The organism is Klebsiella sp. CN_Kp066 (assembly GCF_040065135.1).
GTDB classification, from domain to species: Bacteria; Pseudomonadota; Gammaproteobacteria; order Enterobacterales; family Enterobacteriaceae; genus Klebsiella; species Klebsiella oxytoca.
Genome location: NZ_JBEAIU010000001.1, coordinates 29,117 through 54,312, shown reverse-complemented (window position 1 = coordinate 54,312; position 25,196 = coordinate 29,117). Strand labels below are relative to the sequence as shown.

Here is a 25,196-nt window from a genome sequence, read left to right as displayed (position 1 = left end):
CGTAACCTGCGATTTGCATAATAGACATCCAGCGGTCATCATAACCGCTGGATGTAAAGGAGACGTTATGCAGGAATTAATATCGCACATCGCCGCATTAGGCATCAAAATTACCCCCACCACCTCACTCATTATTATCTTCGGCATTATTTTTCTGACGGCGATTGTCGTTCACCTTATTCTGCACAAAGTGGTGCTGCGTACCTTCGAAAAGCGGGCGCAGGCCAGCAGCCACCTATGGTTGCAAATTATTACCCAGAACAAATTATTTCATCGTCTGGCCTTCACCCTGCAGGGGATTATCGTCAATGTGCAGGCGGTGCTATGGCTACAAAAAGGCAGCGAGGCGGCGGAAATACTCACTACCTGCGCGCAGCTGTGGGTGATGATCTACGCGATGCTGTCCTTCTTTTCGCTGCTGGACGTAGTGTTCAATTTATCGCAGAAATTCGCCACCGCTTCTCAACTGCCGCTTAAAGGGATATTTCAGGGAATTAAGCTGGTCTGCGCGATTATTGTCGGCATTCTGGTTATCTCCTTACTGATTGGCCAGTCGCCGGCGATTCTGATTAGCGGCCTCGGCGCGATGGCCGCGGTACTGATGCTGGTGTTCAAAGACCCGATTCTCGGCCTGGTGGCAGGTATTCAGCTCTCCGCCAACGATATGCTCAAGCTCGGCGACTGGCTGGAGATGCCGAAATATGGCGCCGACGGCGCGGTGATCGACATCGGCCTGACCACGGTGAAAGTGCGCAACTGGGACAATACCATCACCACCATTCCCACCTGGTCGCTGGTTTCCGACTCGTTTAAAAACTGGAGCGGTATGTCGGCATCCGGCGGTCGCCGGATTAAGCGCAGCCTGAATATCGATACCACCAGCATTCATTTTCTCGATGAACAGGAGCAGCAGCGCTTAATTCAGGCCCGGCTGCTGAAGCCGTATATGGATTCGCGTCATCAGGAAATTAGCCTGTGGAACCAGCAGAACGCCACCGACCAGTCGGTGCTAAACCAGCGCAAAATGACCAATATCGGCACCTTCCGCGCTTATTTGCAGGAGTATTTACGCAACCATTCGCGCATCCGTAAGGACATGACGCTGATGGTGCGCCAGCTGGCTCCGGACGCCAGCGGCCTGCCGATTGAGATTTACTGCTTCACCAACACCGTGGTGTGGGCGGAATATGAGAGCATTCAGGCGGATATTTTCGACCACGTTTTTGCCGTGGTTGATGAGTTCGGCCTGCGTATTCACCAGTCCCCCACCGGCAACGATATTCGTTCGCTGGCGGGCGCGGTATCCGGGTAAAACTCAGGTGCTGGCGCGGGGGATCACGCGCCAGTCCATCATCACCCGCTCGACCGCAGCGTCGGGATTATCGATTCTCTTCATCAGTAGCGTCACGGCGGTACGGCCAATCTCGCGCGAAGGCTGTTCCACGGTGGTCAACTGCGGTGATACCACTTCGGCCAGTTCGGTACCATCAAAACCGATTACCGCAATATCTTCCGGCACCCGCAATCCGGCCTGAGCGATAGCCCGCAGCGCGCCCGCCGCCAGCGAATCTGAGACCGCAAATACCGCATCCGGTTTCTCTTTCTGCGCCAGCAGCGTTTCCATCGCCCGGGTACCGGCGGCGGCGCTCAGGTCGCTGGCGTAAGTGACCTGTTGATACGCCAGTTCGCGAACGTGCAGCACGCTTTTGTAGCCGCGCTCGCGCAGGCGCGAGTAGCGATAGCTGAGATCGTGGTTGATTAAGGCAATGCGTTTTCGCCCGCCGTCAACCAGCCGGGAAACGGCGCCCTGCGCCGCGTCGACATCGTTGATGCCGACGCAGGAGATGCTGCCGTTATCGGCATATTCCGCGCACTGTACCCAGGGCGCGTCGCCGATCATGGTGGTCAGTTCCGGCAGGCTGGAGAGCGCGTTCATGGTGATGATGCCGTCGACCATTTTGCCGGAGAGCAGCTGCAGGCCAGAGGTAGAACGGGCCAAATCCGAGCCGGAATTACACAGCAGGATCCGGTAGCCGTTCTTTTCCGCCTCTTCTTCAATACCCTTGACCACCTCGGCGCAAAAGGGGTTAGCGATATTAGAGACCATCACCAGAATCATATTGCTGCGGGCCGTTCGCAGCTGGCGGGCCAGCAGATTAGGCTGGTAGTTACTCTCTTTGATCGCCTGCAGCACACGTTCGCGATTCTTCGCTTTAACGGTATCGCTGTTATTCAATACCCGCGATACCGTCGCCACCGAGACGCCCGCCAGGCGAGCGATTTTCTGAATTGACATAGAGGCTGCACTTCCCGCATAGACGTTATATTTCGCAGGCTATCATAAATGAGCGCCGCCCGCGCCGTCAGCAGGTTTTGCGAGAATTGACGGGATTGATTAGCACGCTAAGGCCGTTATCATGATGGCCCAGGCGTTGTTTCGCGAGAAGCGAAACGAACGCGGGTCGTTGAACACTATCGGTATATAACTGGGGTATCTCTTGAACACCATAAAAAATATTCACATCGCGGCGGCAACGATCGTCGACGGTCAAGGACGCTGTCTTTTAGTACGCAAACGAGGGACTGAGTACTTTATGCAGCCCGGTGGAAAGCCTGAAATCGGGGAAACCCCGGAAGCGGCGCTGATCCGCGAGCTCGAAGAGGAGCTCAACTTTAGCGTTTCACCTGAAGAACTGGTTCCGGTCGGCCGTTTCACCGATACGGCGGCAAACGAGCCGGGCCATACGGTCTCTGCGGATATCTTTCAGATAGCCACCAACAGAGCGAATTTTACGCCGACGGCCGAAATAGAAGAAGTTATCTGGTATACGCCGGGCCAGGATCGGCATATTAAGCTTGCTCCTCTTACCGAGAATCACCTGCTTCCTCTGCTGAAAGAGGCGTAAGCGCCCGGGCGCATCGAAAATATTGGCTCATTTGTCTGCAAGTCAAAATCCACGCTGCCATCGTCCCGGTGGCGCTACGGCGGCTTCCAGACAAAGCCAGTTCAGGCTGAAGCGCCCCATTTCACCGAGAAGCATTGCCCGCTTCTTCCGGTGAAGATTTAGCACATCCTTCTGATTTACTTCCCTGCAAACTGCGACGTGTTTTAGCGCTTAAAAACGCCCGGTTTTGTACGCCAGATCATATTTCGCCAGACAATCCTTTCCCCTATAATCCAAAAGAAAGCGGTAGACGCTGCGGGTATCGCACGCCATGATGTGGGCGATATCCTGACTGGAGTGCCCGTCCGCCAGCAGGCGCAGCGTCTTCATTTCATGCTCCGTCAGCGACGGTGTGCGCCGGCAGCGAAGATTTCGCCCCAGCATGATGCGTTTTATTTTCTTGATTAAGCTGCTTAAGCTATCGTTGACCTCTACCACCGACCATAATAACCCGGAGCGCAGCATCCAAAAATTAGCCATGGGCAGCATGCTCTTATCCGCGAGTAAAATAACTTTCAGCCCGGTCTCCTGCAGTTTTTCAGCCCACTCCTCATGCAGAAAATACAAAATATTGTCGAGGGAGAAATCCACCACCACCATTCCTTCAGGCAGAAAACAGGTAATTTCACGGAAAACCAAATCATTAACCGCTCGCTTAAAATAATAGTTTTTATCTGGCCATACAGAAAATTTCCTCTCTCCGCAAAGGGATCGCTCCATTTTATCTTCCGCTTCAATAGGGCAGTTTAAACCACACGCCATACATTTAATCTCATGGTCACCTGCCGGCATTACGCTTACCTCTTGAGTGGCTAAAAATATTTTCCAAAAGATACAGATGGAATATCAAACATACTATAAACAAAAATCCCTGCCGCTATTATATTTACTATAAATATAGAAAACAAAAGACTAATTTATACTTCCAGACCGCAAGGAAAATAACGTTAACAGATCCTATTAAATATTTTAATAGAATCTCCATATAATTTAACTATATCATATAATATATATCAAAACATATCTGACCTGATTCCCTTAGTCGAAGCGAGCATAATATTTTTTGTGACTTAATTTATCATCACGCAATACATAAAATTCGCAGGCTATCATCATTCTTTGGTTCTTGTGGGCAATGACCCCTTCACCGCCGCCGGGAATGTCTCCGCCAGCCAGTCGATAAATACGCGCAGTCGGGATGTGACATGGCGATTCTGCGCATAAACCACGTGAAAGGGATAAGGAGCCGGACGCCATTTATTCAATATTTCCACCAGTAATCCGTTCGCCAGCGCATTTCTCAGCGAATATGAGAAGGTCTGAACAATCCCCAGCCCAGCCTCCGCTGCCGCAATATGCGTGTTGCTCTCATTTACGCCAAGGTGATGTTCCGTTTTGATCTCTTGCGCGATGCCGTTAGCCAGAAAGCGGAACGGGAAGGCTCTTCCGCTGGCGGGAGATAAATAGCTGACCAGCCGATGTCCGTTCTTCAACTCATCGGGATACGCGGGAACACCATAAAGCCTGAAATAGTCCGGCGTGGCGCAGGTCACGATCGTCGCTTCGCCGATTTTGCGCGCGATTAGGGTCGAGTCGTCCAGCGGACCTCCTCTGATCGCGCAGTCGATATTGCCGCTGATAAGGTCCGAGGGGCTGTCGGCAACCGCCAGGTCGATACGAATATCCGGATAGGTTGCCATAAAATCAGCCAACAGCGGGATCAGCACGTCGCGAGCGGTGGAGCCGCCTACCGCGACGCGCAGATGCCCTTTTGGTTTATTGCGGGCAGCGCGAAATGAGGCATCCACCTCATCCAGTTCTTTCAGAATCCGCACCGCTTTTTCATAGTATTCACGCCCTTCCGGCGTGACGGTAATGCGTCGGGTCGTGCGCTGCAGCAGGCACACGCCAAGATGCGATTCAAGCTGTTGAATCGCTTTACTCAGGGTGGCATTGGGCATATTCAGGGAGTCTGCGGCCCGGGTAAAACTGTTGGCTTCGACAACGCGCGTAAAAACTTTAAGGGCTGAAAACCGATCCATTATTCATTTTTCCTGATAATAGCCGCTGATTATTCACCAGTGTGAAGAGTGTTTTTCACATTACTCCGTTTTTTGCATCCGTGGCTGACGGTAGAGTGACTCCCGTACTCAGTCGCCAGGTGGTCACGGTAAGTGGATGACTCAATTGGCATATTCATACTTTAGTTAAGGAAGTGCACCATGAGTAAAAAACTTTCGGCAAAAATCGCGTTAGTCACCGGCGGCACCTCGGGTATCGGCCTGGCATCAGCCCGGGAGCTGGCCTCGCAGGGAGCGACGGTCTATATCACCGGTCGCCGTCAGGAAGAGCTTGATGCGGCGGTCGCGTTAATCGGTCCCGCCGCCAGCGGGATCCGCGCCGATGCCTCGATATTAAGCGACCTCGATAGGGTGTTTTCGACCATTGCCAGTGAATCAGGGCGACTGGATGTGCTTTTTGCCAATGCGGGCGGCGGCGATATGATGCCGCTGGGCGCCATAACGGAAGAGCACTTCGATCGCATTTTCGCTACCAACGTGCGCGGCGTGCTGTTCACCGTCCAGAAGTCCTTGCCGCTGTTGACCCAGGGGGCTTCCATCATCCTTACCGGCTCGACCGCGGCGGTGAAAGGCACCGCGAACTTCAGCGTGTACAGCGCCAGTAAGGCCGCCGTGCGTAACCTGGCCCGCTCATGGGCGCTGGACCTGAAGGCGCGCGGTATCCGCGTGAATGTGGTCAGCCCGGGGCCCGTCCGTACGCCCGGCCTGGGAGGACTTGTCGCGGAAGAGCAGCGCCAGGGACTCTTTGATATGCTGGCCGCCGACGTCCCGCTGGGCCGCATTGGCGAGCCCGAGGAGGTCGCTAAAACCGTCGCTTTTCTGGCGTCAGACGACGCGAGCTTTATTAACGCCGCTGAAATCTACGTTGATGGCGGGCTGGCGCAGATCTAAAAAATGCTGCCTGAAGACCCTTGGATTCATAGGTCTTCAGGTGCTACCGTGCATCTATAATTAGCCGTTTTGTTCTGTAGCCGAATGATCGGTGTACCTGTTCTAATAATTATGGATGATGATATCAATGAAACTTCAAATAGCGCTTATCGCGCTCGGCTGTTCGCTCACCGCCCTTTCCGGTTGTACCTCCTCAAAATCTTCACCGGAACGCCACGCTTACTATTTTGTCTCACACCGCAACGATTTCGTCGGCGGTAACTTCGCCACTAACCGTCAGGAAAACTACCGCTTAAATCTGCCGACCTTTACCGAAATCTATGCCCGTGGCCAGCAGGACAAAAAATCGGGAATGAGCGAAAGCGATGCCCGCCGTACCGCCGACGCAATCAGGCAGCAGGTGGCTGAGGGCACAAAAACCCAGCACGCGTTCACCGGTAACGCCAGCGATAAATGGGACAACGAAATGGAAAATAAGGATGCCGTATTGTTCGGTAACGAACTGGCCGGGACGTATCTTGATGGCTATTTTGGCGTGAAATAACACAGCGGGTGCGCGAAATGCGCACCGCGCCTTCTGCTATCTTTCCACCTTCACCCAGCGCTGCTGCTGATGGCTTTTCACTATCGCCGCAATGATGTACATCACGTCCGCCCCCTCGTAGAACGAAGCGAAACGCCGCGACGATGCCGGCGGCATTCGACCGGCGCGCACCGCCTGATAAAAGCTCAGCATCATATTTTTAAACGCATCGGGCCAGCCTTCATTATGCCCGCCGGGGAAATGGGCGCTGGCGGCGGCCTCGCCGAGCATCAGACTCGGATCGTCGCTGAGCAGTTGGTTTGGCCGCTGGCGATGACCAATCCACAGCCGCTGCGGCACCTCCTGATCCCAGGCCAGCGAACAGCGGCTGCCGCCGATCTCCACCGTCAGGCCGTTTTTTCTCCCGGCGCTGACCTGCGAAACGATAAAGCTCCCCTTGCTGCCATCGTCGAAGCGAAACAGGACCGACCCCAAATCTTCGGTATCGACGGGCCGCGCTTCATACGCGGTACCATCGCGATGCTGGCTGAACGTCGCGTCGCCGGCCACGGGCACCTGGCGCGTCGGCCAGACGATAGACAGATCCGCCATCACCTCCACAATGCGTCGGCCGGTCATAAACTGCACCGTATCGCACCAGTGGGAACCAATGTCGGCCATCGCCCGCGAGGCCCCGCCCTGCGCCGAATCCACGCGCCAGTTATAGTCACTCTCCAGCAGCATCCAGTCCTGCAAATAGCTGCCGTGCGCCGCAAACAGCCTCCCGACGTCGCCGTTGCGCATCATCGCCGCCGCCTGCTGCACCATGGCAAACTGGCGATACACAAAGCTGACCCCATGAACCACCCCGGCGCTTTCCGCCAGCGCCACCAGCTCGCGGGCCTCCTCGATGGTCATGCAGAGCGGTTTTTCTGAAAAAACGTGCAGACCGGCGGAGAGGATCTGTCGGTTAATCCGCGCATGCAGGTGGTTCGGCGTACAGTTATGCACCACCTGCAATCCGGGATGCGCCAGCAGCGCCTCGACGCTACCGTAGGCGTGCGCCACGTTGAGCTGGCGCGCCTTCTGCTGCGCCACTTCCAGCGAACCGTCGCACAATGCCACCACCTCGATGTCGCCTACCCGACGCAGCGCTTCCAGATGCGCCGGCCCGATAAACCCGGAGCCAATAATGCCGACCTGAATCATTCTCCTCCCTCCTTGCCTGCGGCAAAATCATCAAACGCCCGCCCGGAGACCGGGATGATATGGCGGCGGATAAACTCGCTGCCTTCGCGCGCGCCAACCTCCGCATCCTTCAGGCAGCACTCCCACTCCAGCACCGCCCAGCCGTCAAAATCATATTCTGTGAGCTTGCTGAAAATCGTTTTGAAATCGATCTGCCCGTCGCCCAGCGAACGAAAACGCCCCGCTCGCTGCTGCCAGTTCTGATAGCCGCCGTAGACCCCACTGCGCCCGCTGCGGCGGAATTCGGCATCTTTGACGTGAAACGCTTTGATCCGCGAATGATAGATATCGATGTAACCCAGGTAGTCCATCTGCTGAAGATGTAGATGGCTGGGGTCATAGAGCATATTGCAGCGCGGATGGTTATCGACCCGCTGCAGGAAACGCTCAAATGTCACGCCATCATGCAGGTCTTCGCCGGGATGGATTTCGTAGCAGACATCCACGCCCTGCTCGTCAAAAACGTCCAGCAGCGGTCGCCAGCGCCGGGCCAGTTCATCGAAGGCCTCATCGAGAAGCGGCTGATTATGCGGCGGCCACGGATAAAAATAAGGCCACGCCAGCGCGCCGGAAAAGGTGGCGTGCGCCTTGAGCCCCAGACGCGCCGAGGCCACCGCCGCCTGGCGCACTTTCTCGACCGCCCACTGCTGGCGCGCCTGCGGGTTACCGCGCAGCGCGGCGGGCGCAAACGCGTCAAAGGCCTTATCATAAGCCGGATGGACGGCCACCAGCTGTCCCTCAAGATGAGTGGACAGCTCGCTGATCGCCAGGCCCTGTTCCGCCAGTATGCCGCTCACCTCATCGCAGTAGCTCTGACTTGCGGCGGCGCGTTCAACGTCGAAAATCGCCGGATGGTTGCAGGGGATCTGCAATGCCTGATAGCCCAAACCTGCGGCCCACTGCGCCACGCCCTCCAGGGTATTAAACGGCGCCTGCGGGCCGATAAACTGCGCCAGAAAAATGCCCGGTCCTTTAATGGTTTTCATACCACCTCCTGAAAAATTAACGCTGCTCTTTCTCGTTGTACTGGAAAGAGAAAAGGAAAATCAGCGCGATAACCGCAGCGGCCACCGCCGGGATCCACCAGAAGGTCACCCACGCCTGCGGCACGCTCTGGCCGGCGACCAAATGGTTATACAGCGCGCCGGAGATCTGCGATCCCAGCAGCATACCGATGCCATAGGTGAACATAACAATCATGCTCTGCGCCTGGCCTTTGACCTTCTCACCGGCCACGCGATCGGTATAAATAAAGCCGACTACAAAGAAAAAGTCGTAGCAGACGCCGTGCAGCAGGATGCCGAGATAGAGCAGGAACCGCCCCTCTTCGCTGACGCCAAGGGCAAAGAAGGCGTAGCGTACGAACCACGCCGCCATGCCGATCAGCAGCATGAATTTAACCCCCAGGCGGCGGAACAGCAGCGGGATCACCAGCATAAAAAAGATTTCTGACATCTGACCGAAAGACATCGCGGTGCTGACGTCCGCCACCCCGGCATCCGCCAGATAAGAGGCGGTGTAGGCGTAGTAGGTCCCGAGCGGAATCGAAATCAGCGTCGCGCAGAGGGAGAAAATGAGGAAGTGGCGCGTTTTTAGCAGCGCGAAAGCGTCGGCGCACAGCAGGTCGCGAAACTGTACCGGCGTCCCCTTCGCCGGAGCCGGCGTATGCGGCAGCGTCAGACTATAAACGGCCAGCGCCACCGAGCAGAGCGCCGCCAGGGTAAAAATACCGGTGGTATCGGAGATACCGGTGACGCCGATAAAGATACCGGCGATGATCCAGCCGATAGTGCCGAAGACGCGCACCACCGGGAAGGTTTTATCGACGTTCGCCAGGCTGTGGAAAGCGATATTGTTGGTCAGCGCCAGCGTCGGCATATAGCACAGGGTATAGCCGAACAGCAGGCCGATCAGCAGCGCGCCGTTTTGCGCCACCAGCGCCTGCGGAACAAACCACAAAATAACCGCCCCGGCCAGATGCATTACCGCCATCACCTTCTGCGAAGCGAAAAAGCGATCGACCAGCATCCCCAGCACAAACGGTGAGAGAATAGAGGCAATCGGCCCGGCGGAGAAGGCATCGCCAATCAGCAGCGACATCTCATAGCGGGTCATCACCAACCCCAGCGTCACCGACCAGCTTCCCCAGATAAAAAACTGCATAAACATCATTAACGACAGCCGCGGCACCAGAAAACGGTGGGCTACGCGGGGTGTTTCACGACCTTCGGTTGTTGTGACCATTTCGACCGCCCTCAAAAAGTAATCGATTACAAATACGCTCAAATAAAAAGTAATCGATTACAAAAAGAAGATCGCGAGCAAAATACGCTAAGCGCGAAGAAGATCACAATAAAAAGAGATAATGCCCCGCCGGACGACGGGGCGATCGCCTTACGCCGAACGGCGCAGGGTTTTAAAGGCCACAAACAGGAACAGGATCCAGACCGGCAGCAGAATCGCCGACAGGCGCATACCGTCAATCGTGCACATCAGCACCAGGATCAGCCCAAGAAAGGCGATACAGATATAGTTGCTGGCGGGCGACAGCAGGGCTTTAAACTTCGATTCGCGCCCTTTGCGCCGCTGGGCGGCGCGGAACTTCAGGTGTGCCAGACAGATCATAATCCAGTTCAGCAGCAGCGTCGCTACCACCAGCGCCATCAGCAGACCGAGAGCTTTTTGCGGCAGCAGGTAGTTAAGCAGCACCACCAGCGAAGTAATGACTCCCGATAGCAGCAGGGAGTTAACCGGCACTCCGCGCTTGCTGACGCGGGCGAGAAACTTCGGCGCATTGCCCTGTACCGACAGGCCAAACAGCATCCGGCTATTGGAATAAACGCCGCTGTTATAAACCGACAGCGACGCTACCAGAATGACGAAGTTTAGCGCTGAAGCCACCACGTTACTGTCCAGATTATGAAAGATCATCACGAACGGGCTGCTGTCGGATTTAATTTCCACCCACGGATAGAGCGCCAGCAGAACCACCAGCGAGCCGATATAAAACAGCAGGATACGGTATACCACCTGGTTAACCGCTTTCGGGATGCTCTTTTCCGGATTATGGGCTTCCGCCGCGGTAATGCCGATGAGCTCCAGCCCGCCGAAGGAAAACATAATGACCGCCAGCGACATGATCAGGCCGTGCCAGCCGGTGGCGAAGAAACCGCCGTGTTTCCACAGATTATCAATGCCCGCTTTGCTGCCGCCGTGGCCGCCGAACAGCATCCACAGGCCAAAGCCGATCATGCCGATAATCGCCAGCACCTTGATCAGCGCAAACCAGAACTCCGCTTCGCCGTACAGACGCACGTTCACCAGGTTGACGGCGTTGATAATGATGAAAAAAGCGGCGGCCCAGATCCACGTCGGCACGTCCGGCAGCCAGTACTGCATATAGATCCCGGCGGCGGTCAGTTCCGCCATCCCGACCAGCACGAACATTACCCAGTAGTTCCAGCCGGAAAGAAAGCCGGCGAACGGCCCCCAGTACTTATAAGCAAAGTGGGCAAAGGAACCAGAAACCGGTTCTTCGACAACCATTTCGCCAAGCTGGCGCATGATCAGAAATGCGATGATGCCGGCGACGGCATAGCCGAGCAGTACGGCCGGTCCCGCCATTTGAATCGCCGGCCCAATGCCGAGAAACAGGCCGGTACCGATGGCGCCGCCAAGGGCGATAAGCTGAATATGTCGGTTCTGTAAACCGCGGTGAAGCGTCGGGCCGCTTTCCTCTACGGCATCCGACGGCGTTGACGCGTCTTTCACGTCGATCCCCTGTGTGTTTATATGAAGGGGCACCTTGTAACACTTATCCCCGTCATACTTCAAGCCGCAGATGCCCTGGCTTCATACGTTCATTGATTTATCACAAGGGGCGAGCAGCCCTGCCCGCCCCAGCGTTTTGCTTAGAACTCGTAGCCGACCGAAACCTTGAACGTCCGTGGTTCGCCACGGAACAGATAGGTTCCGCTGTCATCCGCGCCGGACCAGTAGTTCTCATCCGTCACGTTATCCACCCCCGCACGCACCGTCATCTGGTTCTGGTTCTGGTTAAGCGCCAGGCGATAGCGCACGCCGAGATCCAGGGTCGTGAAGCTATCAATCTTCTTGCTGTTCGCCTGATCGGCATACTGCGAACCGGAATGGTTGAGGCGCGCGGTGGCGGTCAGGCCGTCGATGGGCTTGATGTCATACTCTGCCCCAAGCACCGCGTAGAACCCCGGTACGCCGATCGCTGTTTTACCGTCGTTGATACCATCCTTGGTTTTCGACAGTTCGGCTTTCAGCCAGGTCGCGCTGGCGTTAAGGCGCAGACCGTACAGCGGTTCGCCGAAAACGTTAAATTCCACGCCGCGATTACGCTGCTCGCCGTTAAGGCCATAGCGTTTCTGGCTATCGAGGAATGCCGACGGCATTTTAATTTCAAACAGCGCCAGCGAGCCGCCAATGCGGCCAAAATCCGCCTTCATCCCGACTTCGTTCTGTTTGGAGTGAATAATTCCGACGCTTTCCCCATAGTTAGCGGCGGAGTTCGGCGCGTTGCTGCCCGGCTGCAGGGCTTCGGTATGGTTGGCGTATAGAGAGATAACCTGCCACGGCTTGTAGACCACTCCATAGGTTGGCATCCAGCGGCTGTCGTCATACGCATCGCTTTGCAGGCCGGTGGTTTTGTTGTAGTTACGTACCACCACTTTTTGATGACGCGCGCCAGCGGTGAACAGTAGCGTATCATCCAGCACGCCGAGGGTGTCGCTCAGCAGCCAGCCCTGGGAACGGGTACGGCCGCTGGTCAGCGGATCGTAATAATTACCGTCGGATGAAGAATAGGCCGGAGGCGCAACCTGCTGAGTATCGTAGATATTCACCAGCGGGTTATCCGCCGCCTTCGACATCCGCCATGCGGTTTTATCGTTTTGGGTTTTCGCCGAATAGCCGACGTTGACTTTGTGCGATACAAAACCGGTGGCGAACTCGCCGCGTACCCCGGCCATACCGCTGGCGGTATCAATATAGCGGTTGGTATCCAGGCGCCCCGCCGTGGCGTTGCCCGCCCGGTCGATGAGCTTCGACGCGCTATATAAGCCGATTTCATGGGCGTGCTGCGCGCCTAAAGAGGCATAGGCGGTCCATTTATCGACAATGTCGTATTCCATCCTCAGCATACCAAACTCATTTTCGATATCGCTGTAAGCCCATTTTTGCGTGTAGTTGTGGGTGTTATCCGGCAGGCGCGGAATAAAATCGACGCCCGAAATGTTGATCCCCATCGGGCCGCCGTGGAAGGTTTTTTTCTGATAGCCAAAGTCAAACGAGCTGCGCATGCGTTCGCCGCGATAATCGAGACCAATAGAAGCCAGCGTGGTTCTGCGTTTATCACTCTCCACCGCCGTCTCGCCTTCGCGGTGCACCAGGTTCACCCGCGCGCCGAACTGGTTATCGTCGCCAAAACGGCGACCCAAATCCAGCGAGCCGCCGACCTGAGAATCTGAGGTATAGTCCACGCCCACGCGAGCGGTCGGGATATCTTCCGCGCGCTTGGGTTCAAGGTTGATCATGCCGCCGACGCCGGAACTGGCTGCGCCGTTCAGCAGAGCGTTGGCGCCTTTAAAAATTTCGACCCGCTCAAGCATGGCGGTATCCACTACCTGACGCGGCACCACGCCCGCCAGCCCGCTCAGGGTCATATCGTCGCCGTCAAATTTAAGGCCGCGAATGCGGTAGGTCTCAGCGTAGTTACCGTAGCCCTGCACCGGCTGAACCCCGGCATCGTTACTCACTACGTCGGTGATGGTTTTCGCCTGCTGATCCTGAATCAGCTTCGAGGTATAGCCGATAATGCTGAACGGAACGTCCATCGCGTTTTGTTCGCCGAGCATTCCGAGGCGGCCGCCGTTGGCGACCTGGCCGTCGAGATAGGCGGGCACCACCAGGTCGCCGCCGGCTCTAAAGCGGCTGTCGGGCGTCGCCTGAACGACCATGGTTTCTTCGTTTTTCTGACGTTCGCCGGCGTCGTTTTCTACCGCAGCGGCTGAATGGGTGATCGCGCCAACGGTTAACGCCAGCAGCGTTTTTCGCAGTGGGAAGGCCGGAGAGCAGGAGCTACGCATAATTTGGTCCCATAGATAGGAAAATAAAGCCAGGGGCCCGTTGCCGGGCCAGATTTTTTATTTTGCGGTCAGGCCAATGCGGACAACGCTGTCCGGCCCTTTCGTCGAATGATCTTTATTGAACGGCTGTTTGACGGTGACAAACAATGTTTGCCCGTCGGCGGAGATCAGCAGGCTGTTGGGGTTAGCCGGAATATCCCATGATTTTTTTAACGCGTAGCTGCTGCCATCCAGGCTGATTACTTTGCCGGATTCACGCTGGGAAATATAAATCTCGTTGCGCTTTGGATTGAACTGCACCGCCAGCGAATCGCCCACTTCCAGCTGCTTAATCAGCTTACCGGTATGGATATCAAGCACCAGCGTGGTTTTCGCTTGCGAGTTGTCGGTGACGAACAGGCGGCCGGTGGCGCTATCTTCGGCCATATTCAGCAGCAGGGCTGGCTTAGCGCCCAGCGGCTTCCAGCGCTGCTCGATACGGTTGTTGCGTGGGTTAATCACCAACACCTCGCCGCTGCCGTTTGCCGCATAGAGACGTCCGGTTTGCGCAGAGTAGTGCAGGCCGGTCATCCATTTGCCGGTATTTTTAATCCGCGTTTTCAGCTTCAGCGTGTCGGCATCGACGACCCAGATTTGTGCCGGATCGGCCACCGCGCCGACGTAAAGCGTATTATTGAGCAACAGGATCTGCCGCGCGCCGTACGGGAATCCCTCTTTGTTACGCTCGCTGAACAGCAGGCGTTTTTTGACTTTGCCGCTGGCGGTATCAATGGCGCTAATGCCGCCGTCCAGCGAGTTGGTCACGTACAGCGTACTGCCATCCGGACTAAGCTGTACGGCAAAGTTTTTCTGGTCTGTGTGGGTCATACCGAGGGTTTTCAGGGTCGTCGGGTCCAGCCTATAGACCGCCCCGCCCTGCACATCTTTAAAGCCTTCAGCGCTGGCCACGTATAGCGCATCGCCTTTCGGGCTGAGCGCCATTTCATACAGCCCCTCCGCCAGCTCGCGCTTCAGCGGCTGTGCGGGGGTAACCGCGCTTTTTTCAGCCTCGTGTTGAGAAGCCGGAACGGTATGGGTGGCGGCGCAGCCGCTTAAGACAGCAGAAATAGCCAGCGCCAGCGCCGGGAGAGTGCATTTCATAAGATCAATCCTGAACAAAATCAACGATCCGATAGTGACTCCGCCGCCGAAATTAACGTTTCCGGTCTTGCGCCTGTGAGCCCCATCCTGTGCCTTCGCCGTTTCCCTGTGAGCCCGCGACGAACGCAGGTTATCTCCTGACAAAACCGCAAACAAGAAGAAGAATGAGAACTATACGCATTATCTTATCGTAATCAAGCCTGGCTTTTGGCGAATGGAAAAACGTTTCATTTTTCGGTGAAAGGGATTCGCCGCAGAGGGATGAGCTGAAGGTGAGGAACAATGCGCGACAAAACGCTGAGAGGCAGAGGGCCGGACCCGACAGGATCCGGCCTCAATGACTACGCGCTGGCGGTGTCCAGGCGCGCCAGCTGTTCCGCACTCAGGCTCAGCGCGGCGGCGCGGGCAAAGCTCTCTACTTGTGCAATGCTGGTGGCACTGGCAATAGGCGCCGTCACGCCTTCGCGGGTCATCAGCCAGGCCAGAGCGACTTCGGCAGGTTTAGCGCCATTTTGCTCCGCGACCTCATCCAGGGTATCAATAATACGCAGCCCGCGAGGATTAAGGTATTTACCGATGCGGCTGCCGCGCTGGCTTTGCGCCAGATCGGACTGCTGGCGGTATTTACCGGTCAGGAAGCCGGACGCCAGGCTGTAGTAGGTCACCACGCCGATCTCGCGGCTGACGCACAAGTCGCAGAGCGCGCCTTCAAAAGCCGAGCGATGATAAAGATTGTATTCCGGCTGCAGTACCTGCCAGGACGGCAGGCCGCTTTTACGCGACACCTCCAGCGCGCTCGACAGCTGCTGCGCGTCAAGGTTTGAGGCGCCCATCGCGCGGATTTTACCCGCCTGCTGCAGGGCGTGGAAGGCTTCGAGCGTTTCGGCAACCGGCGTTTCCGGGTCCGGCCAGTGGGCAAAATAGAGGTCAATATAATCAGTGTTCAGGCGACGGAGCGAATCGTCTACCGCCTGCTGGATCCAGGCTTTTTTCAACCCTTTATGGCCAGGAAGGCCTAAATCGGAACCCACTTTGGTGAAGATCTTCACCTTCTCGCGCATGCCTGGCCGCGCCTGTAGCCAGCGGCCGATAATGGTTTCAGACTCGCCGCCCCGGTTGCCATCCGCCCAGCGGGAGTAGACATCCGCCGTGTCGATAGCATCGAAGCCGTGGTCTATAAACGCATCAAGAATGGCAAAACTGGTTTTTTCATCGGTGGTCCAGCCAAAAACGTTACCGCCAAACACCAGCGGGGCGATGGAAAATCCGGTTTTGCCCAGGGGACGTGTGATCATGCCGTTCACTCCTTATCGCTTATATTCAGTATCCTTCGGAACGCCGTGAGGGCCAGAAAAGGACAATTACGGGATAGTAAGAAAAGGAAGCTTGAAGCGGGCTTTCCGCGCCCGCTGAATGCATAACAACATTATGTCCCGGAATAGACGTCAAAGCTAAAATATTTCCCGGCGAGCTTTTTATAAGTGCCGTCGGCAAGAATAGTGGCAATCGCGCCGTTAATCTCCTGGCGCAGAGCATCGTCCTCTTTGCGCAGGCCAATCGCCGCGCCGGCGCCGAACAGCTTGTCGTCCTTCAGGTGTCCGCCAACGAAGGCAAAATCTTTCCCCTGCGGCTGCTGCAGGAAGCTGTAGTCGGCCATCATGCCGGAAAGCACCGCGCCGTCAATACGCCCGGACTCCAGATCCTGAACCACGCGATCCGCCCCCTGATAGGCGACGATATTGATTCCTGCCGGACGCCAGTGCTGATTAACGTAAGTCTCCTGCGCCGATCCCTGCTCGACGCCGATGGTTTTGCCTTTCAACTGCTCGACGGTGTTTCCGGCCAGGCTGTTTTTACGCGCGACAAGGAATACCGGGCCGTTGTACAGCTTGTCGCTAAAGCCAATCTGCTCTTTGCGTTTCTCGGTCATATACATGCCGGAGAGGATCGCATCGAACTTACGCGCCTTCAGCGCCGGGATAATACCGTCGAAATTGCTTTCCACCCACACGCACTTCGCCTGCAGCTGTGCGCAAATCGCGTTGCCGAGGTCAATATCAAAACCCTGCAGCTTACCCTGCGGATCTTTCCATTCAAACGGCGCGAAGGTCGGGTCGACGCCAAAGCGAATTTCCTTATTTTCTGCGGCCAGGGCTGAGGTTGAGGCCATCAGCGCGACCCACAGCAGAAGAGATTTTTTCATTATTTATGGACTCCAGAGATCAACGGCAGTGTGTTTCAACTAACCGGGCAAACAGCGTCGCGCCGGTGGAAATAATATCGTCATTAAAGTCATAGCCAGGGTTATGCACCATACAGCTGCCCTTCCCGCCTTTCTCGCCATTGCCCAGCAGGAAGTAGCAACCGGGGCGCTGCTGGAGCATAAAGGCAAAATCTTCGCTGGCGTTCATCGGCGAGATGGATTCCAGCACGCCCTCCTCGCCAAAGACTTCCAGCGCCAGCGCTTTGGCGAATTCGGTCTCTTCAACGCTGTTGGTCAGTACCGGATAAGAGTCAAAGACCTCTACCTCGCTGCTGGCGCCGTAGCTTTTGGCGGTAAAATCAGCAAGCTCCTTGATGCGTTTAATCAGCAGGTCACGGATTTCCGGCTTCATCGCCCGCACGCTCAGCTCCATCACCACGTTCTCCGGAATGACGTTCGATGCAATGCCCGCCTGGAAAGTGCCGACGCTCACTACCGCGGTTTCGCCCGGCGGTACGTTACGCGCAACGATGCTTTGCAGATTCATCACCAGCGCCGCGCCGGTGACAATCGGATCGACGGTGCGCTCGGGGTGCGCGCCGTGGCCGCCGTAACCGGTAATGGTAATTTTTACCGTATCCGCCGAGGCCATAAAATTACCGGCGTAAAAGCCGACTTTCCCCACCGGCAGGCCCGGCATATTGTGCAGGCCGAAGATGCGCTCGCAGGGAAAGCGCTCAAACAGGCCGTCTTTAATCATTAAATCCGCGCCGCCGATAGCTTCTTCGGCAGGCTGGAATATCAGGTGAACCGTGCCGTTGAACTGACAGGCCGGAGAGGCGATATACTTCGCCGCCGCCAGCAGAATGGTGGTATGACCGTCATGGCCGCAGGCGTGCATTTTCCCGGCAACGGTGCTGGCCCACGGGAGATCGGTCGCTTCGAAAATCGGCAGCGCGTCCATGTCGGCGCGCAGGCCGATAGTGCGCGGAGAATCGCCTTTGCTCAAGGTTCCGACCACCCCGGTTTTCGCCAGCCCGCGGGTTACCGTATAGCCCCACTCGGTCAGTTTTCCGGCCACCAGCTCGCTGGTATTAAACTCTTCCAGACTTAATTCCGGATTGGCGTGTAAATAATGACGGATCGCAATCATTTCTTCTTCAGTGGCTTTAATTTCGGGAATTACACAGTCGGTCATGCCGGTCTCCGGGCAAAAAATGAGATATTCAGTTTGAATAACTTAACTTGTCAGAGGCTTAATGCAAGTAGGATTTGTGATAGAGGAAGGAGGCATCATCTTATTTACTCATAATGATGAATTTTGTGAATTCACGGTACTGGCTCAAGGCATAACTTTAGATATAGTTATTCTTTTTCAATAATCTAAAATTAACAGCGACGTCAGGAGATCAGACTATAAAAATAGCAACATTTCGCCATGAAACGTCTGACAAACCGCTTAACTAGAATATTTTACTCCATCCACCCCACCAGCAGTCAGACGGAACCAGGCCGCGCGGGTCGCTCCAGGAGGCTGAATATGCCGATCCCGTTTTCGGTAACCGAAAATCGTCTATCTCAACCTCAAACAGTGATGAGTTGCTCATTTTTCTGCATGAGATAAAGAGCTGAATTGACAAACCATCATAAAAATGCCGTACATGCATAATGTGAAATAGCGTCACAGTATTCCATTCAGCAAAGTTTTTTTAAACCATTGACGTTAAGACATCAGCCGCGCCGAGATCCCGCTTTATAAATAATTAAAGTCATATACTTCCGTTTGAAAGCCAGGCTGACAAGCGTAAAAGACTTATATTTGATTAACTAAGTCAATATCAGCCTTTAATCCGCTTCGCGGGGTTATTTCCCTATGGCGTACCCTCCTCCAGGGCTCGTATTGACAAGCGAATATGCCATAGATAAATAGCATTCACACAAAAAATATCACAACACCCAACAAATCAAATTTAATATAAACAGTCAATCAGGAGGTAATGACCAGGATTTTGATAGATGAAATGTATAACCGCACAATTGAACATTTATTTTATAGATATATAAACCCTGAATTAAAGACAATTTAAAACATACTAAAATCAGAGCTTTCAACTATGAACATGCACAACCTTAGAGTTTAATACCACAACATCGCTAATGTTTGCGCATTGGCAAAAACATTTATTTAGGAATATTCTTGGATAGATAAGAGCCCCAGGCCTTTTTGACTTGCACCAGGAGGTTTCCCATCTTTATAATCTTTTCACATTGAAAATATAAATTCACTGACGTGCGGCGTACTAAAGAATTACGTTAGCTCTAACCGTGGGAATGATAAATATGACAATACGGTTAGCACAAAGAGCCCGACAAACAGCATCGGTAACGAAAAGAAAAAACTGACAGATCATCACCGAAACAGAACATCCTATAAAAGAGGCGGCTTTTCTTTTCACAAGATACCACCAAAACTAAATATGTAACTTCAAGAAGCGTGAATATTACATGGACGCACGTTCTGTTAATGCTCCTGATAAAGACCGCAATATAGAGATAAAGAAACTTATTAAATAGTGTGTTGAAAGGCCTACATAGCCAGGCGAATAGCCAGTTGATGTAATAACGCCTCGTATCACGAGGCCTGTTTTGAAAATTAGATAAGGATATACAAATGACTAATCAGTTCAAGAAGATAGCAATTATCGCTGCTTTCGGTATGTTGCCTTGTGCAGCTTTTGCTACCCCAACCGTTACCTTTCAAGGGGAAGTCACCGACCAGACCTGTTCTGTCAGCATTAACGGGCAAACCAGCTCTGTCGTCATGCTGCCTACCGTAGCCACAACTGACTTCGGCCCTACCCTTGCCAATGGACAAACGGCTGGACTGACCCCATTCACCGTCTCCATCAGCGATTGTACTGCGCCGGCGACCGATATTAACATTGCCACGAAATTCCTTGGCTATGATGTGGATACCGGCTCCGGCGTTCTGGGCAACCGCGCAACCAGCGATGCCGCCGTCGGATTTGGTATTCAGTTAACGGCTTCAAGCGATGGTTCAAATCCGGTAGTGCTCTCTGGCCCAACGGCTGTTAACGGACTGGTACTGAAAGCAACCAAAACTGAAGCAAGCTACGAGTTCGGTGCACGTTATTATGTCGTTAAAGCGACAGGCGCTACCCCGGGTAAAATTACCTCTGTAGCCGAATATACGCTGAGCTACTTCTAATTGCGCAGCTCTGGCTGGCGAGACATTCTCGTCCAGCCAGAGTTTTCACCCGGTTTCTTTGTATCGTGTGCGATAGATTTCGCTGCGATACCAAACATATCTCTTCTGGCAGCAAATTAAACTCAGACTTAGGGTACTAATTTAATACAGGAAAGCGAAGGATGCGCATTTATTTCTCATTAGTAGCAATGCTTCTTTTATGCCTGAGTCATCATGTCTGTGCTAGCGTAGTGATGACCGGGACGCGTATTATTTATCCAGCTCAGGCTAGCAATAAATCTATCCAGCTAAAAAATCCGGACCAGCAACCTTATATTGTTCAGGTTCAGGTCGACGATGGCAGTGAAAAGAAACCCGCTGATGAAGAAGATAGCAACTTCCTGCTGACGCCCAATATATTTCGCATGGAGCCGGGCAGCGCGCAAACGGTTCTTCTAAAGTATATTGGCAATAGTCTACCGCAAAATAAAGAATCAATTTTTTATATGAATTTCACCCAACTTCCGGCGACAAAATCGGAAAAAAGTGGGAGTAATCAGCTCGTTTTAGCCATCACCAATCGGGTTAAAATTTTTTATCGCCCTCAGGGAATAGAAGGAACCCCGGGAGAGACGGCGAAGAAAATGACCTTTTCGCTTAGCGGCAAAAAAATAAAAGTCACTAATTCTGCTGGGTACTTTGCCGTTGTCCGTCGCGCCAGTTTAGTGATTAACGGTCGCGAAATTAAGCTAGCTGATAGGCAAATGGTCGCGCCGCAATCATCCGCAGAGTGGTTACCCTCAGCCCCGGTGTCCGGCCTCAAGGGCGCACGTCTGCGGTTAGTTTTGGTCAATGATTACGGCATAGATGTCATCAACGAGCGCACCTTATAGAACGCAATAATAAAAATGATACCGTACCGATTCGGAGGCGGAGTAGCGTGAAATACACTCTTGTTTTATGTTCTGTAATAGCATCAATCTCCGGATCGTACGCAGCGGATAGCACTCCGGAAAATGCATTGTCCGACTCATCTGCGGCCGATGATTATATTTTCGAGCCTGAATTATTTCGCGGTGGAAGATTCAGCCAGTCGGCTCTCGCACAGCTGGTGAAGAAAAATAGCATCGCTCCGGGGAAATACAGAGTCGATGTCTCTGTAAATAGCCACTTTGTCGATAATATTGAAGTTGAATTCATCAAACTCAATGACGATTCGGTTTCTCCTTGCTTACCTGAGACCTTTTTCAAAAGTGCGGGTATTAAACTTACGCCGCCAACCGCCGCCAATTCATCATCAGCCCCCCGCTGCTATTTTTTAAAGCAGGTAGTAAAAGGCGGTAGCGTGGATATGAACGTTGCGCAGCTACGTCTTAATCTCAGCGTCCCCCAGACAGAAATGGACAGAGCGCCTCGCGGGTACGTTGACCCGGAAGAGCTGGATTCGGGGACTTCAGTCGGTTTCGTAAACTATATCAGCAACTATTATCATGTTTCCTATTTCGGAAAGAATAGCGGCAATCAGGACTCGGCCTGGGCTTCGCTAAGTGGCGGGATCAATCTTGGAAAATGGCAGTATCGGCAGTTATCCAATTTAAACTGGAGCCGCGATGGCGGTAGTACCTGGAAAAATATCCGTAGCTTCCTGCAGAGACCTCTACCCGAATATGGCAGCCAACTCACGGCGGGCGAGCTGGTCACGGCAGGTCGTTTCTTTTCCGGTCTGAACTACCGCGGCTTCAGCCTTGCTACAGATGACCGGATGCTGCCTGATTCTCAACGCGGCTACGCTCCTGTTATTCGTGGCGTTGCCGTCACTAACGCCAAAGTATCCGTCCGTCAAAATGGTCAGGAAATCTACCAGACAACGGTCGCTCCGGGAACGTTTGAAATTACAGACCTCTATCCGACGAGCTATAGCGGCGATCTCGACGTTGAGGTGAGCGAAGCGGACGGATCGGTCAGCCGCTTCAGCGTCCCCTTCTCCGCCGTACCGGAATCGATGAGGGCGGGCATATCCCGCTACAACTTCGAGCTGGGGAAAACCCGCGATACCGGCGAGGAATCGCTATTCGGCGACATAACCTGGCAGCGAGGCCTCAGTAACGCCATCACTATGAACAGCGGTTTGCGCATCGCAGACTCCTACCAGGCAATCATGTTCGGCGGCGTTTACGGTAGCTGGCTGGGGGCCCTGGGCATGGACCTCACCTGGTCGCATGCAAAGGTGCCCGATAGCGGCTATACCGAAGGCTGGATGACGCACCTTTCCTGGAGCAAAACGTTTCAGGAGACGGATACGACGGTCTCCCTTGCCGGATACCGCTATTCGACCAGCGGCTATCGCGACCTTAGCGATGTGCTCAGCCTGCGCGATAGCACACATTATGGCGATAGCTGGCAATCGTCCACCTACAGCCAGCGTTCCCGATTCGATATTTCATTGAGCCAAAGCATTGGCCAGCTTGGCAGCCTGTATTTGTCGGGTTCGACGCAGGATTACCGTGATGGCCGCAATCGAGATACGCAGTTACAGTTTGGCTATAGCAACAGTTTTCACGGCATCAGCACCAACCTGTCCGTCGGCCGTCAGCGTATGGGCAGCTATGGCGATAACGGTAGCATGCAAACCATCACCTCGCTCTCATTCTCAATACCGCTGGGCACCTCCAGCACGCGAGCGCCGACATTAAGCACCTCCTGGACTCATTCGACCGATGGCGGCGATCAGTATCAAAGTTCGCTGAACGGGGTGATTGATGAACAGCAAACGGCCAGCTATGGCCTGAATATCAGTCGCGATCAGCAGTACCGCAACACCGTCTTCAGCGGCAACCTGCAAAAACGGTTCTCGGATACCACCGTTGGAGTGAACGCTTCGAAAGGCGACGGGTACTGGCAGGCATCCGGCAGCGCCCAGGGCGCACTGGCTATTCACTCCGGCGGCCTCACTTTCGGCCCGTATCTGGGCGACACTTTTGCCCTCGTTGAAGCGAAAGGCGCGGCGGGAGCGAAAGTGCTTAACGCTCAACAAGTGACGATTGATAACCAGGGTTATGCGCTGGTCCCTTCGTTGACGCCATATCGCTACAACCGGGTCACGCTGGATCCGCAAAATATGGACGGTAGCGCCGAGCTGGTGGATAGCGAAAAACGTGTTGCCCCTCTGGCAGGCTCCGTCAGCAAAGTGGTTTTTCGCACCCGTAGCGGTACAGCCTTGTTAATTAAAGCCCGATTAGCCAGCGGCGAATCATTGCCGCCGGGTTCGGATGTCCTGGATGAGGGCGGCAACGTCATCGGTATGGCGGGCCAGGGAGGACAAATATACGTGCGTAGCGAAAAAAGCCAGGGGCACTTTGTCGTCCGTTGGGGAGATAAGTCAGAAGAACGCTGCACGCTGCCTTTTGATATTTCTGGCGCGCAGCCAGAGCAGCCGATGGTCAGATTATCCTCAGTCTGTTCACGTTAATGGAGCCGAAGTAGAAATGAAAAATATCATTAAGCTGGGTATCACTCTGATGCTACTCCTGGCTGCCGCGCCAGGCTGGAGCCGATGCACCAAAACCAGCGCGCCACAAACGGAAGATGGGCGAACGGCAATCATTCCATTTGGAAAGATTAACCTCACTGATGAATATTTTATGCCGGTGGGATCATTACTGGCCAGCATCGTCGTTCCTCCCACTAACTATACCTATGGCGGAGCAACAGCCTCTACGGTGCTCTGGGAGTGTGATGAGGCAGATCTTTCCGGTATTTACTTCCTGGTGGCGACCAACGGTGACGATCGGGTTGGCGGTTACTATGATATTGGCGGTCCCGACGGGCTAAGCGATGTCTATGCGACGTGGTTCGCCTACGTTGGCATCCGTCAGACAATGGGCGGCGTCACCTTAACCCGCTACTGGAAGAAATTACCGCTCTCCAGCTGGAATACCACTTCTAATGGTAAGATCCAAATTCGTCTGCAGGATATACCGCCGCTGCAGGCCGAGTTGTATCGGGTCAGCACGCTGCCGGGCAAATCCGCCAGTTCCGCCTATTGTGGCAACAACAATGATAATGGTAGAGGTATTGCCTTTGGTAAAGCCGTAGGAGCGATTTATACCTGTACGCAGCCGAACAGCTATATTCAGCTTGCTGGCGACGCCTCAGTCTCTTTTTCCTTTAGTCATGACAAAGTAGGTGAGGACAGCGCATCAAAATTTGATTTCTGGGGCGCAGATAATGGATTTGGTTACGGCATGCGTACGGGCAGCGCCATTTACAGCGTTCCCACGTGCGTCGCCCGTAGCGCCACGCCCATCGTGATGCTGCCGACAATTTCGGTCCCGGAACTGGAAGCGGGAATGAAAGCCACCTCCTCCTTTTCAGTACAAGTTGAATGCAGTGATACCGTTCAGTCCGGCATTGGCGACACCCAAACAGCGATGGGTTTCCAGGTTTCTGAAGGTGCATACAGCGCAGCGCAGTCTCTCGGGCTGGTTAACGGCAGCGGCGGCGTCAGCGCGCTGGTATCCGACAACTACTTTTCCGCAGATATGGCTAAGGGCGTAGGCATTACGCTTGCCCATAGCAACAAGCCTGGCGAAGAGCTTATTTTTGTTGGCCAGCCCGGTTTTTCCAGCTTAACGCCGGGAGGCAATAATGCGGGCTGGTACCCGGTCATGCAGGGCGCAACCCAGGCCGGAAGCGTTAAAAGCGGTTATACCTATTACACTTACTCACTCATTGCCAGCCTGAAAAAGCTAAACGGGCAAAGCATCACGCCGGGTAAAGTCTACGCTACAGCTTATGTACTGGTGAAAATGCAATGATGAAGAGCGCCCTTATCTGCTTGCTGG

At 54.3% G+C, this 25,196-nt stretch carries 19 protein-coding genes and 1 pseudogene; 8 read left to right on the top strand and 12 right to left on the bottom strand.

Going from position 1 to position 25,196, the window contains the following annotated elements:
• The first annotated feature begins 67 nt into the window (after positions 1–67).
• Positions 68–1,312, top strand: a complete 1,245-nt coding sequence (locus tag ABLV75_RS00230) for a mechanosensitive ion channel family protein (protein ID WP_004099968.1) — start codon at positions 68–70, stop codon at positions 1,310–1,312.
• A gap of 3 nt (positions 1,313–1,315) precedes the next feature.
• Here ABLV75_RS00230 and ABLV75_RS00225 read toward each other — a convergent pair whose 3' ends face one another.
• On the bottom strand, positions 1,316–2,296 hold the full coding sequence (locus ABLV75_RS00225) for a LacI family DNA-binding transcriptional regulator (RefSeq protein ID WP_004099966.1): 981 nt from the start codon (positions 2,294–2,296) through the stop codon (positions 1,316–1,318).
• 211 nt (positions 2,297–2,507) lie between these two features.
• Here ABLV75_RS00225 and ABLV75_RS00220 point away from each other — a divergent pair, with 211 nt between their 5' ends.
• Positions 2,508–2,906, top strand: a complete 399-nt coding sequence (locus ABLV75_RS00220; protein WP_032704823.1) for an NUDIX domain-containing protein — start codon at positions 2,508–2,510, stop codon at positions 2,904–2,906.
• 279 nt (positions 2,907–3,185) lie between these two features.
• On the opposite strand, the pseudogene ABLV75_RS00215 reads toward ABLV75_RS00220, so the two are convergent.
• Both ABLV75_RS00215 and ABLV75_RS00210 read right to left on the bottom strand, forming a co-directional pair.
• Positions 3,186–3,799, bottom strand: a pseudogene (locus tag ABLV75_RS00215) (helix-turn-helix domain-containing protein); the annotation flags it as partial.
• Between the two features lie 258 nt (positions 3,800–4,057).
• Positions 4,058–4,987, bottom strand: a complete 930-nt coding sequence (locus ABLV75_RS00210) for a LysR family transcriptional regulator (protein ID WP_016809118.1) — start codon at positions 4,985–4,987, stop codon at positions 4,058–4,060.
• Positions 4,988–5,167: 180 nt separating this feature from the next.
• Between ABLV75_RS00210 and ABLV75_RS00205 the strand changes: the two genes are divergently transcribed.
• Both ABLV75_RS00205 and ABLV75_RS00200 read left to right on the top strand, forming a co-directional pair.
• Entirely contained in the window at positions 5,168–5,917 is a 750-nt protein-coding gene (locus ABLV75_RS00205; protein ID WP_004099957.1) for an SDR family oxidoreductase, read from the top strand.
• Positions 5,918–6,044: 127 nt separating this feature from the next.
• The gene (locus ABLV75_RS00200; RefSeq protein ID WP_004099955.1) at positions 6,045–6,461 is read left to right on the top strand and encodes an Exc2 family lipoprotein; all 417 of its coding nucleotides are present in this window, start codon (positions 6,045–6,047) and stop codon (positions 6,459–6,461) included.
• A 36-nt stretch (positions 6,462–6,497) separates the two neighbouring features.
• Here ABLV75_RS00200 and ABLV75_RS00195 read toward each other — a convergent pair whose 3' ends face one another.
• The 9 genes from ABLV75_RS00195 to ABLV75_RS00155 form a co-directional block, all read right to left on the bottom strand.
• Positions 6,498–7,649 carry a Gfo/Idh/MocA family oxidoreductase gene (locus ABLV75_RS00195; protein WP_004099953.1) on the bottom strand — a complete coding sequence of 384 codons (1,152 nt, stop codon included), beginning with the start codon at positions 7,647–7,649 and terminating at the stop codon, positions 6,498–6,500.
• Positions 7,646–8,674 (bottom strand): sugar phosphate isomerase/epimerase, encoded by a 1,029-nt coding sequence (locus ABLV75_RS00190; protein WP_004099952.1) that lies wholly within the window; start codon positions 8,672–8,674, stop codon positions 7,646–7,648. The genes ABLV75_RS00195 and ABLV75_RS00190 overlap by 4 nt, the downstream gene beginning before the upstream one ends.
• A gap of 16 nt (positions 8,675–8,690) precedes the next feature.
• Positions 8,691–9,932 (bottom strand): MFS transporter, encoded by a 1,242-nt coding sequence (locus ABLV75_RS00185; RefSeq protein ID WP_004099949.1) that lies wholly within the window; start codon positions 9,930–9,932, stop codon positions 8,691–8,693.
• A gap of 150 nt (positions 9,933–10,082) precedes the next feature.
• Positions 10,083–11,459 carry a phenylalanine transporter gene (pheP, locus tag ABLV75_RS00180; RefSeq protein WP_004099947.1) on the bottom strand — a complete coding sequence of 459 codons (1,377 nt, stop codon included), beginning with the start codon at positions 11,457–11,459 and terminating at the stop codon, positions 10,083–10,085.
• A gap of 140 nt (positions 11,460–11,599) precedes the next feature.
• Positions 11,600–13,801 (bottom strand): TonB-dependent siderophore receptor, encoded by a 2,202-nt coding sequence (locus tag ABLV75_RS00175; protein WP_004099945.1) that lies wholly within the window; start codon positions 13,799–13,801, stop codon positions 11,600–11,602.
• Between the two features lie 57 nt (positions 13,802–13,858).
• Positions 13,859–14,941, bottom strand: a complete 1,083-nt coding sequence (locus ABLV75_RS00170) for a YncE family protein (protein ID WP_004099942.1) — start codon at positions 14,939–14,941, stop codon at positions 13,859–13,861.
• A gap of 341 nt (positions 14,942–15,282) precedes the next feature.
• Positions 15,283–16,236 (bottom strand): aldo/keto reductase, encoded by a 954-nt coding sequence (locus ABLV75_RS00165; RefSeq protein WP_004099940.1) that lies wholly within the window; start codon positions 16,234–16,236, stop codon positions 15,283–15,285.
• A gap of 131 nt (positions 16,237–16,367) precedes the next feature.
• The gene (locus ABLV75_RS00160) at positions 16,368–17,144 is read right to left on the bottom strand and encodes an ABC transporter substrate-binding protein (RefSeq protein WP_004099939.1); all 777 of its coding nucleotides are present in this window, start codon (positions 17,142–17,144) and stop codon (positions 16,368–16,370) included.
• Positions 17,145–17,163: 19 nt separating this feature from the next.
• Positions 17,164–18,342: a M20 aminoacylase family protein gene (locus ABLV75_RS00155; protein ID WP_004099935.1), complete on the bottom strand. Its 1,179-nt coding sequence runs from the start codon at positions 18,340–18,342 to the stop codon at positions 17,164–17,166.
• A gap of 1,473 nt (positions 18,343–19,815) precedes the next feature.
• On the opposite strand from ABLV75_RS00155, the gene ABLV75_RS00150 reads away from it, so the two are divergent.
• From ABLV75_RS00150 to ABLV75_RS00135, 4 genes are all read left to right on the top strand, one after another.
• Positions 19,816–20,373 carry a fimbrial protein gene (locus tag ABLV75_RS00150; RefSeq protein ID WP_004099933.1) on the top strand — a complete coding sequence of 186 codons (558 nt, stop codon included), beginning with the start codon at positions 19,816–19,818 and terminating at the stop codon, positions 20,371–20,373.
• A 161-nt stretch (positions 20,374–20,534) separates the two neighbouring features.
• On the top strand, positions 20,535–21,245 hold the full coding sequence (locus ABLV75_RS00145) for a molecular chaperone (protein ID WP_004099932.1): 711 nt from the start codon (positions 20,535–20,537) through the stop codon (positions 21,243–21,245).
• A 128-nt stretch (positions 21,246–21,373) separates the two neighbouring features.
• Positions 21,374–23,821: a fimbria/pilus outer membrane usher protein gene (locus tag ABLV75_RS00140; protein ID WP_227499026.1), complete on the top strand. Its 2,448-nt coding sequence runs from the start codon at positions 21,374–21,376 to the stop codon at positions 23,819–23,821.
• Positions 23,822–23,837: 16 nt separating this feature from the next.
• Positions 23,838–25,169 carry a fimbrial protein gene (locus tag ABLV75_RS00135; protein ID WP_004099930.1) on the top strand — a complete coding sequence of 444 codons (1,332 nt, stop codon included), beginning with the start codon at positions 23,838–23,840 and terminating at the stop codon, positions 25,167–25,169.
• Positions 25,170–25,196 lie beyond the last annotated feature (27 nt).

Bases quoted from the DNA above. Each gene is read 5' to 3' on its own strand.
- ABLV75_RS00230 (WP_004099968.1), top strand. From the start codon at position 68: ATGCAGGAATTAATATCGCACATCGCCGCATTAGGCATCAAAATTACC.
- ABLV75_RS00225 (WP_004099966.1), bottom strand. From the start codon at position 2,296: ATGTCAATTCAGAAAATCGCTCGCCTGGCGGGCGTCTCGGTGGCGACG.
- ABLV75_RS00210 (WP_016809118.1), bottom strand. From the start codon at position 4,987: ATGGATCGGTTTTCAGCCCTTAAAGTTTTTACGCGCGTTGTCGAAGCC.
- ABLV75_RS00205 (WP_004099957.1), top strand. From the start codon at position 5,168: ATGAGTAAAAAACTTTCGGCAAAAATCGCGTTAGTCACCGGCGGCACC.
- ABLV75_RS00200 (WP_004099955.1), top strand. From the start codon at position 6,045: ATGAAACTTCAAATAGCGCTTATCGCGCTCGGCTGTTCGCTCACCGCC.
- ABLV75_RS00195 (WP_004099953.1), bottom strand. From the start codon at position 7,649: ATGATTCAGGTCGGCATTATTGGCTCCGGGTTTATCGGGCCGGCGCAT.
- ABLV75_RS00190 (WP_004099952.1), bottom strand. From the start codon at position 8,674: ATGAAAACCATTAAAGGACCGGGCATTTTTCTGGCGCAGTTTATCGGC.
- ABLV75_RS00185 (WP_004099949.1), bottom strand. From the start codon at position 9,932: ATGGTCACAACAACCGAAGGTCGTGAAACACCCCGCGTAGCCCACCGT.
- ABLV75_RS00175 (WP_004099945.1), bottom strand. From the start codon at position 13,801: ATGCGTAGCTCCTGCTCTCCGGCCTTCCCACTGCGAAAAACGCTGCTG.
- ABLV75_RS00170 (WP_004099942.1), bottom strand. From the start codon at position 14,941: ATGAAATGCACTCTCCCGGCGCTGGCGCTGGCTATTTCTGCTGTCTTA.
- ABLV75_RS00165 (WP_004099940.1), bottom strand. From the start codon at position 16,236: ATGATCACACGTCCCCTGGGCAAAACCGGATTTTCCATCGCCCCGCTG.
- ABLV75_RS00160 (WP_004099939.1), bottom strand. From the start codon at position 17,144: ATGAAAAAATCTCTTCTGCTGTGGGTCGCGCTGATGGCCTCAACCTCA.
- ABLV75_RS00155 (WP_004099935.1), bottom strand. From the start codon at position 18,342: ATGACCGACTGTGTAATTCCCGAAATTAAAGCCACTGAAGAAGAAATG.
- ABLV75_RS00150 (WP_004099933.1), top strand. From the start codon at position 19,816: ATGACTAATCAGTTCAAGAAGATAGCAATTATCGCTGCTTTCGGTATG.
- ABLV75_RS00145 (WP_004099932.1), top strand. From the start codon at position 20,535: ATGCGCATTTATTTCTCATTAGTAGCAATGCTTCTTTTATGCCTGAGT.
- ABLV75_RS00135 (WP_004099930.1), top strand. From the start codon at position 23,838: ATGAAAAATATCATTAAGCTGGGTATCACTCTGATGCTACTCCTGGCT.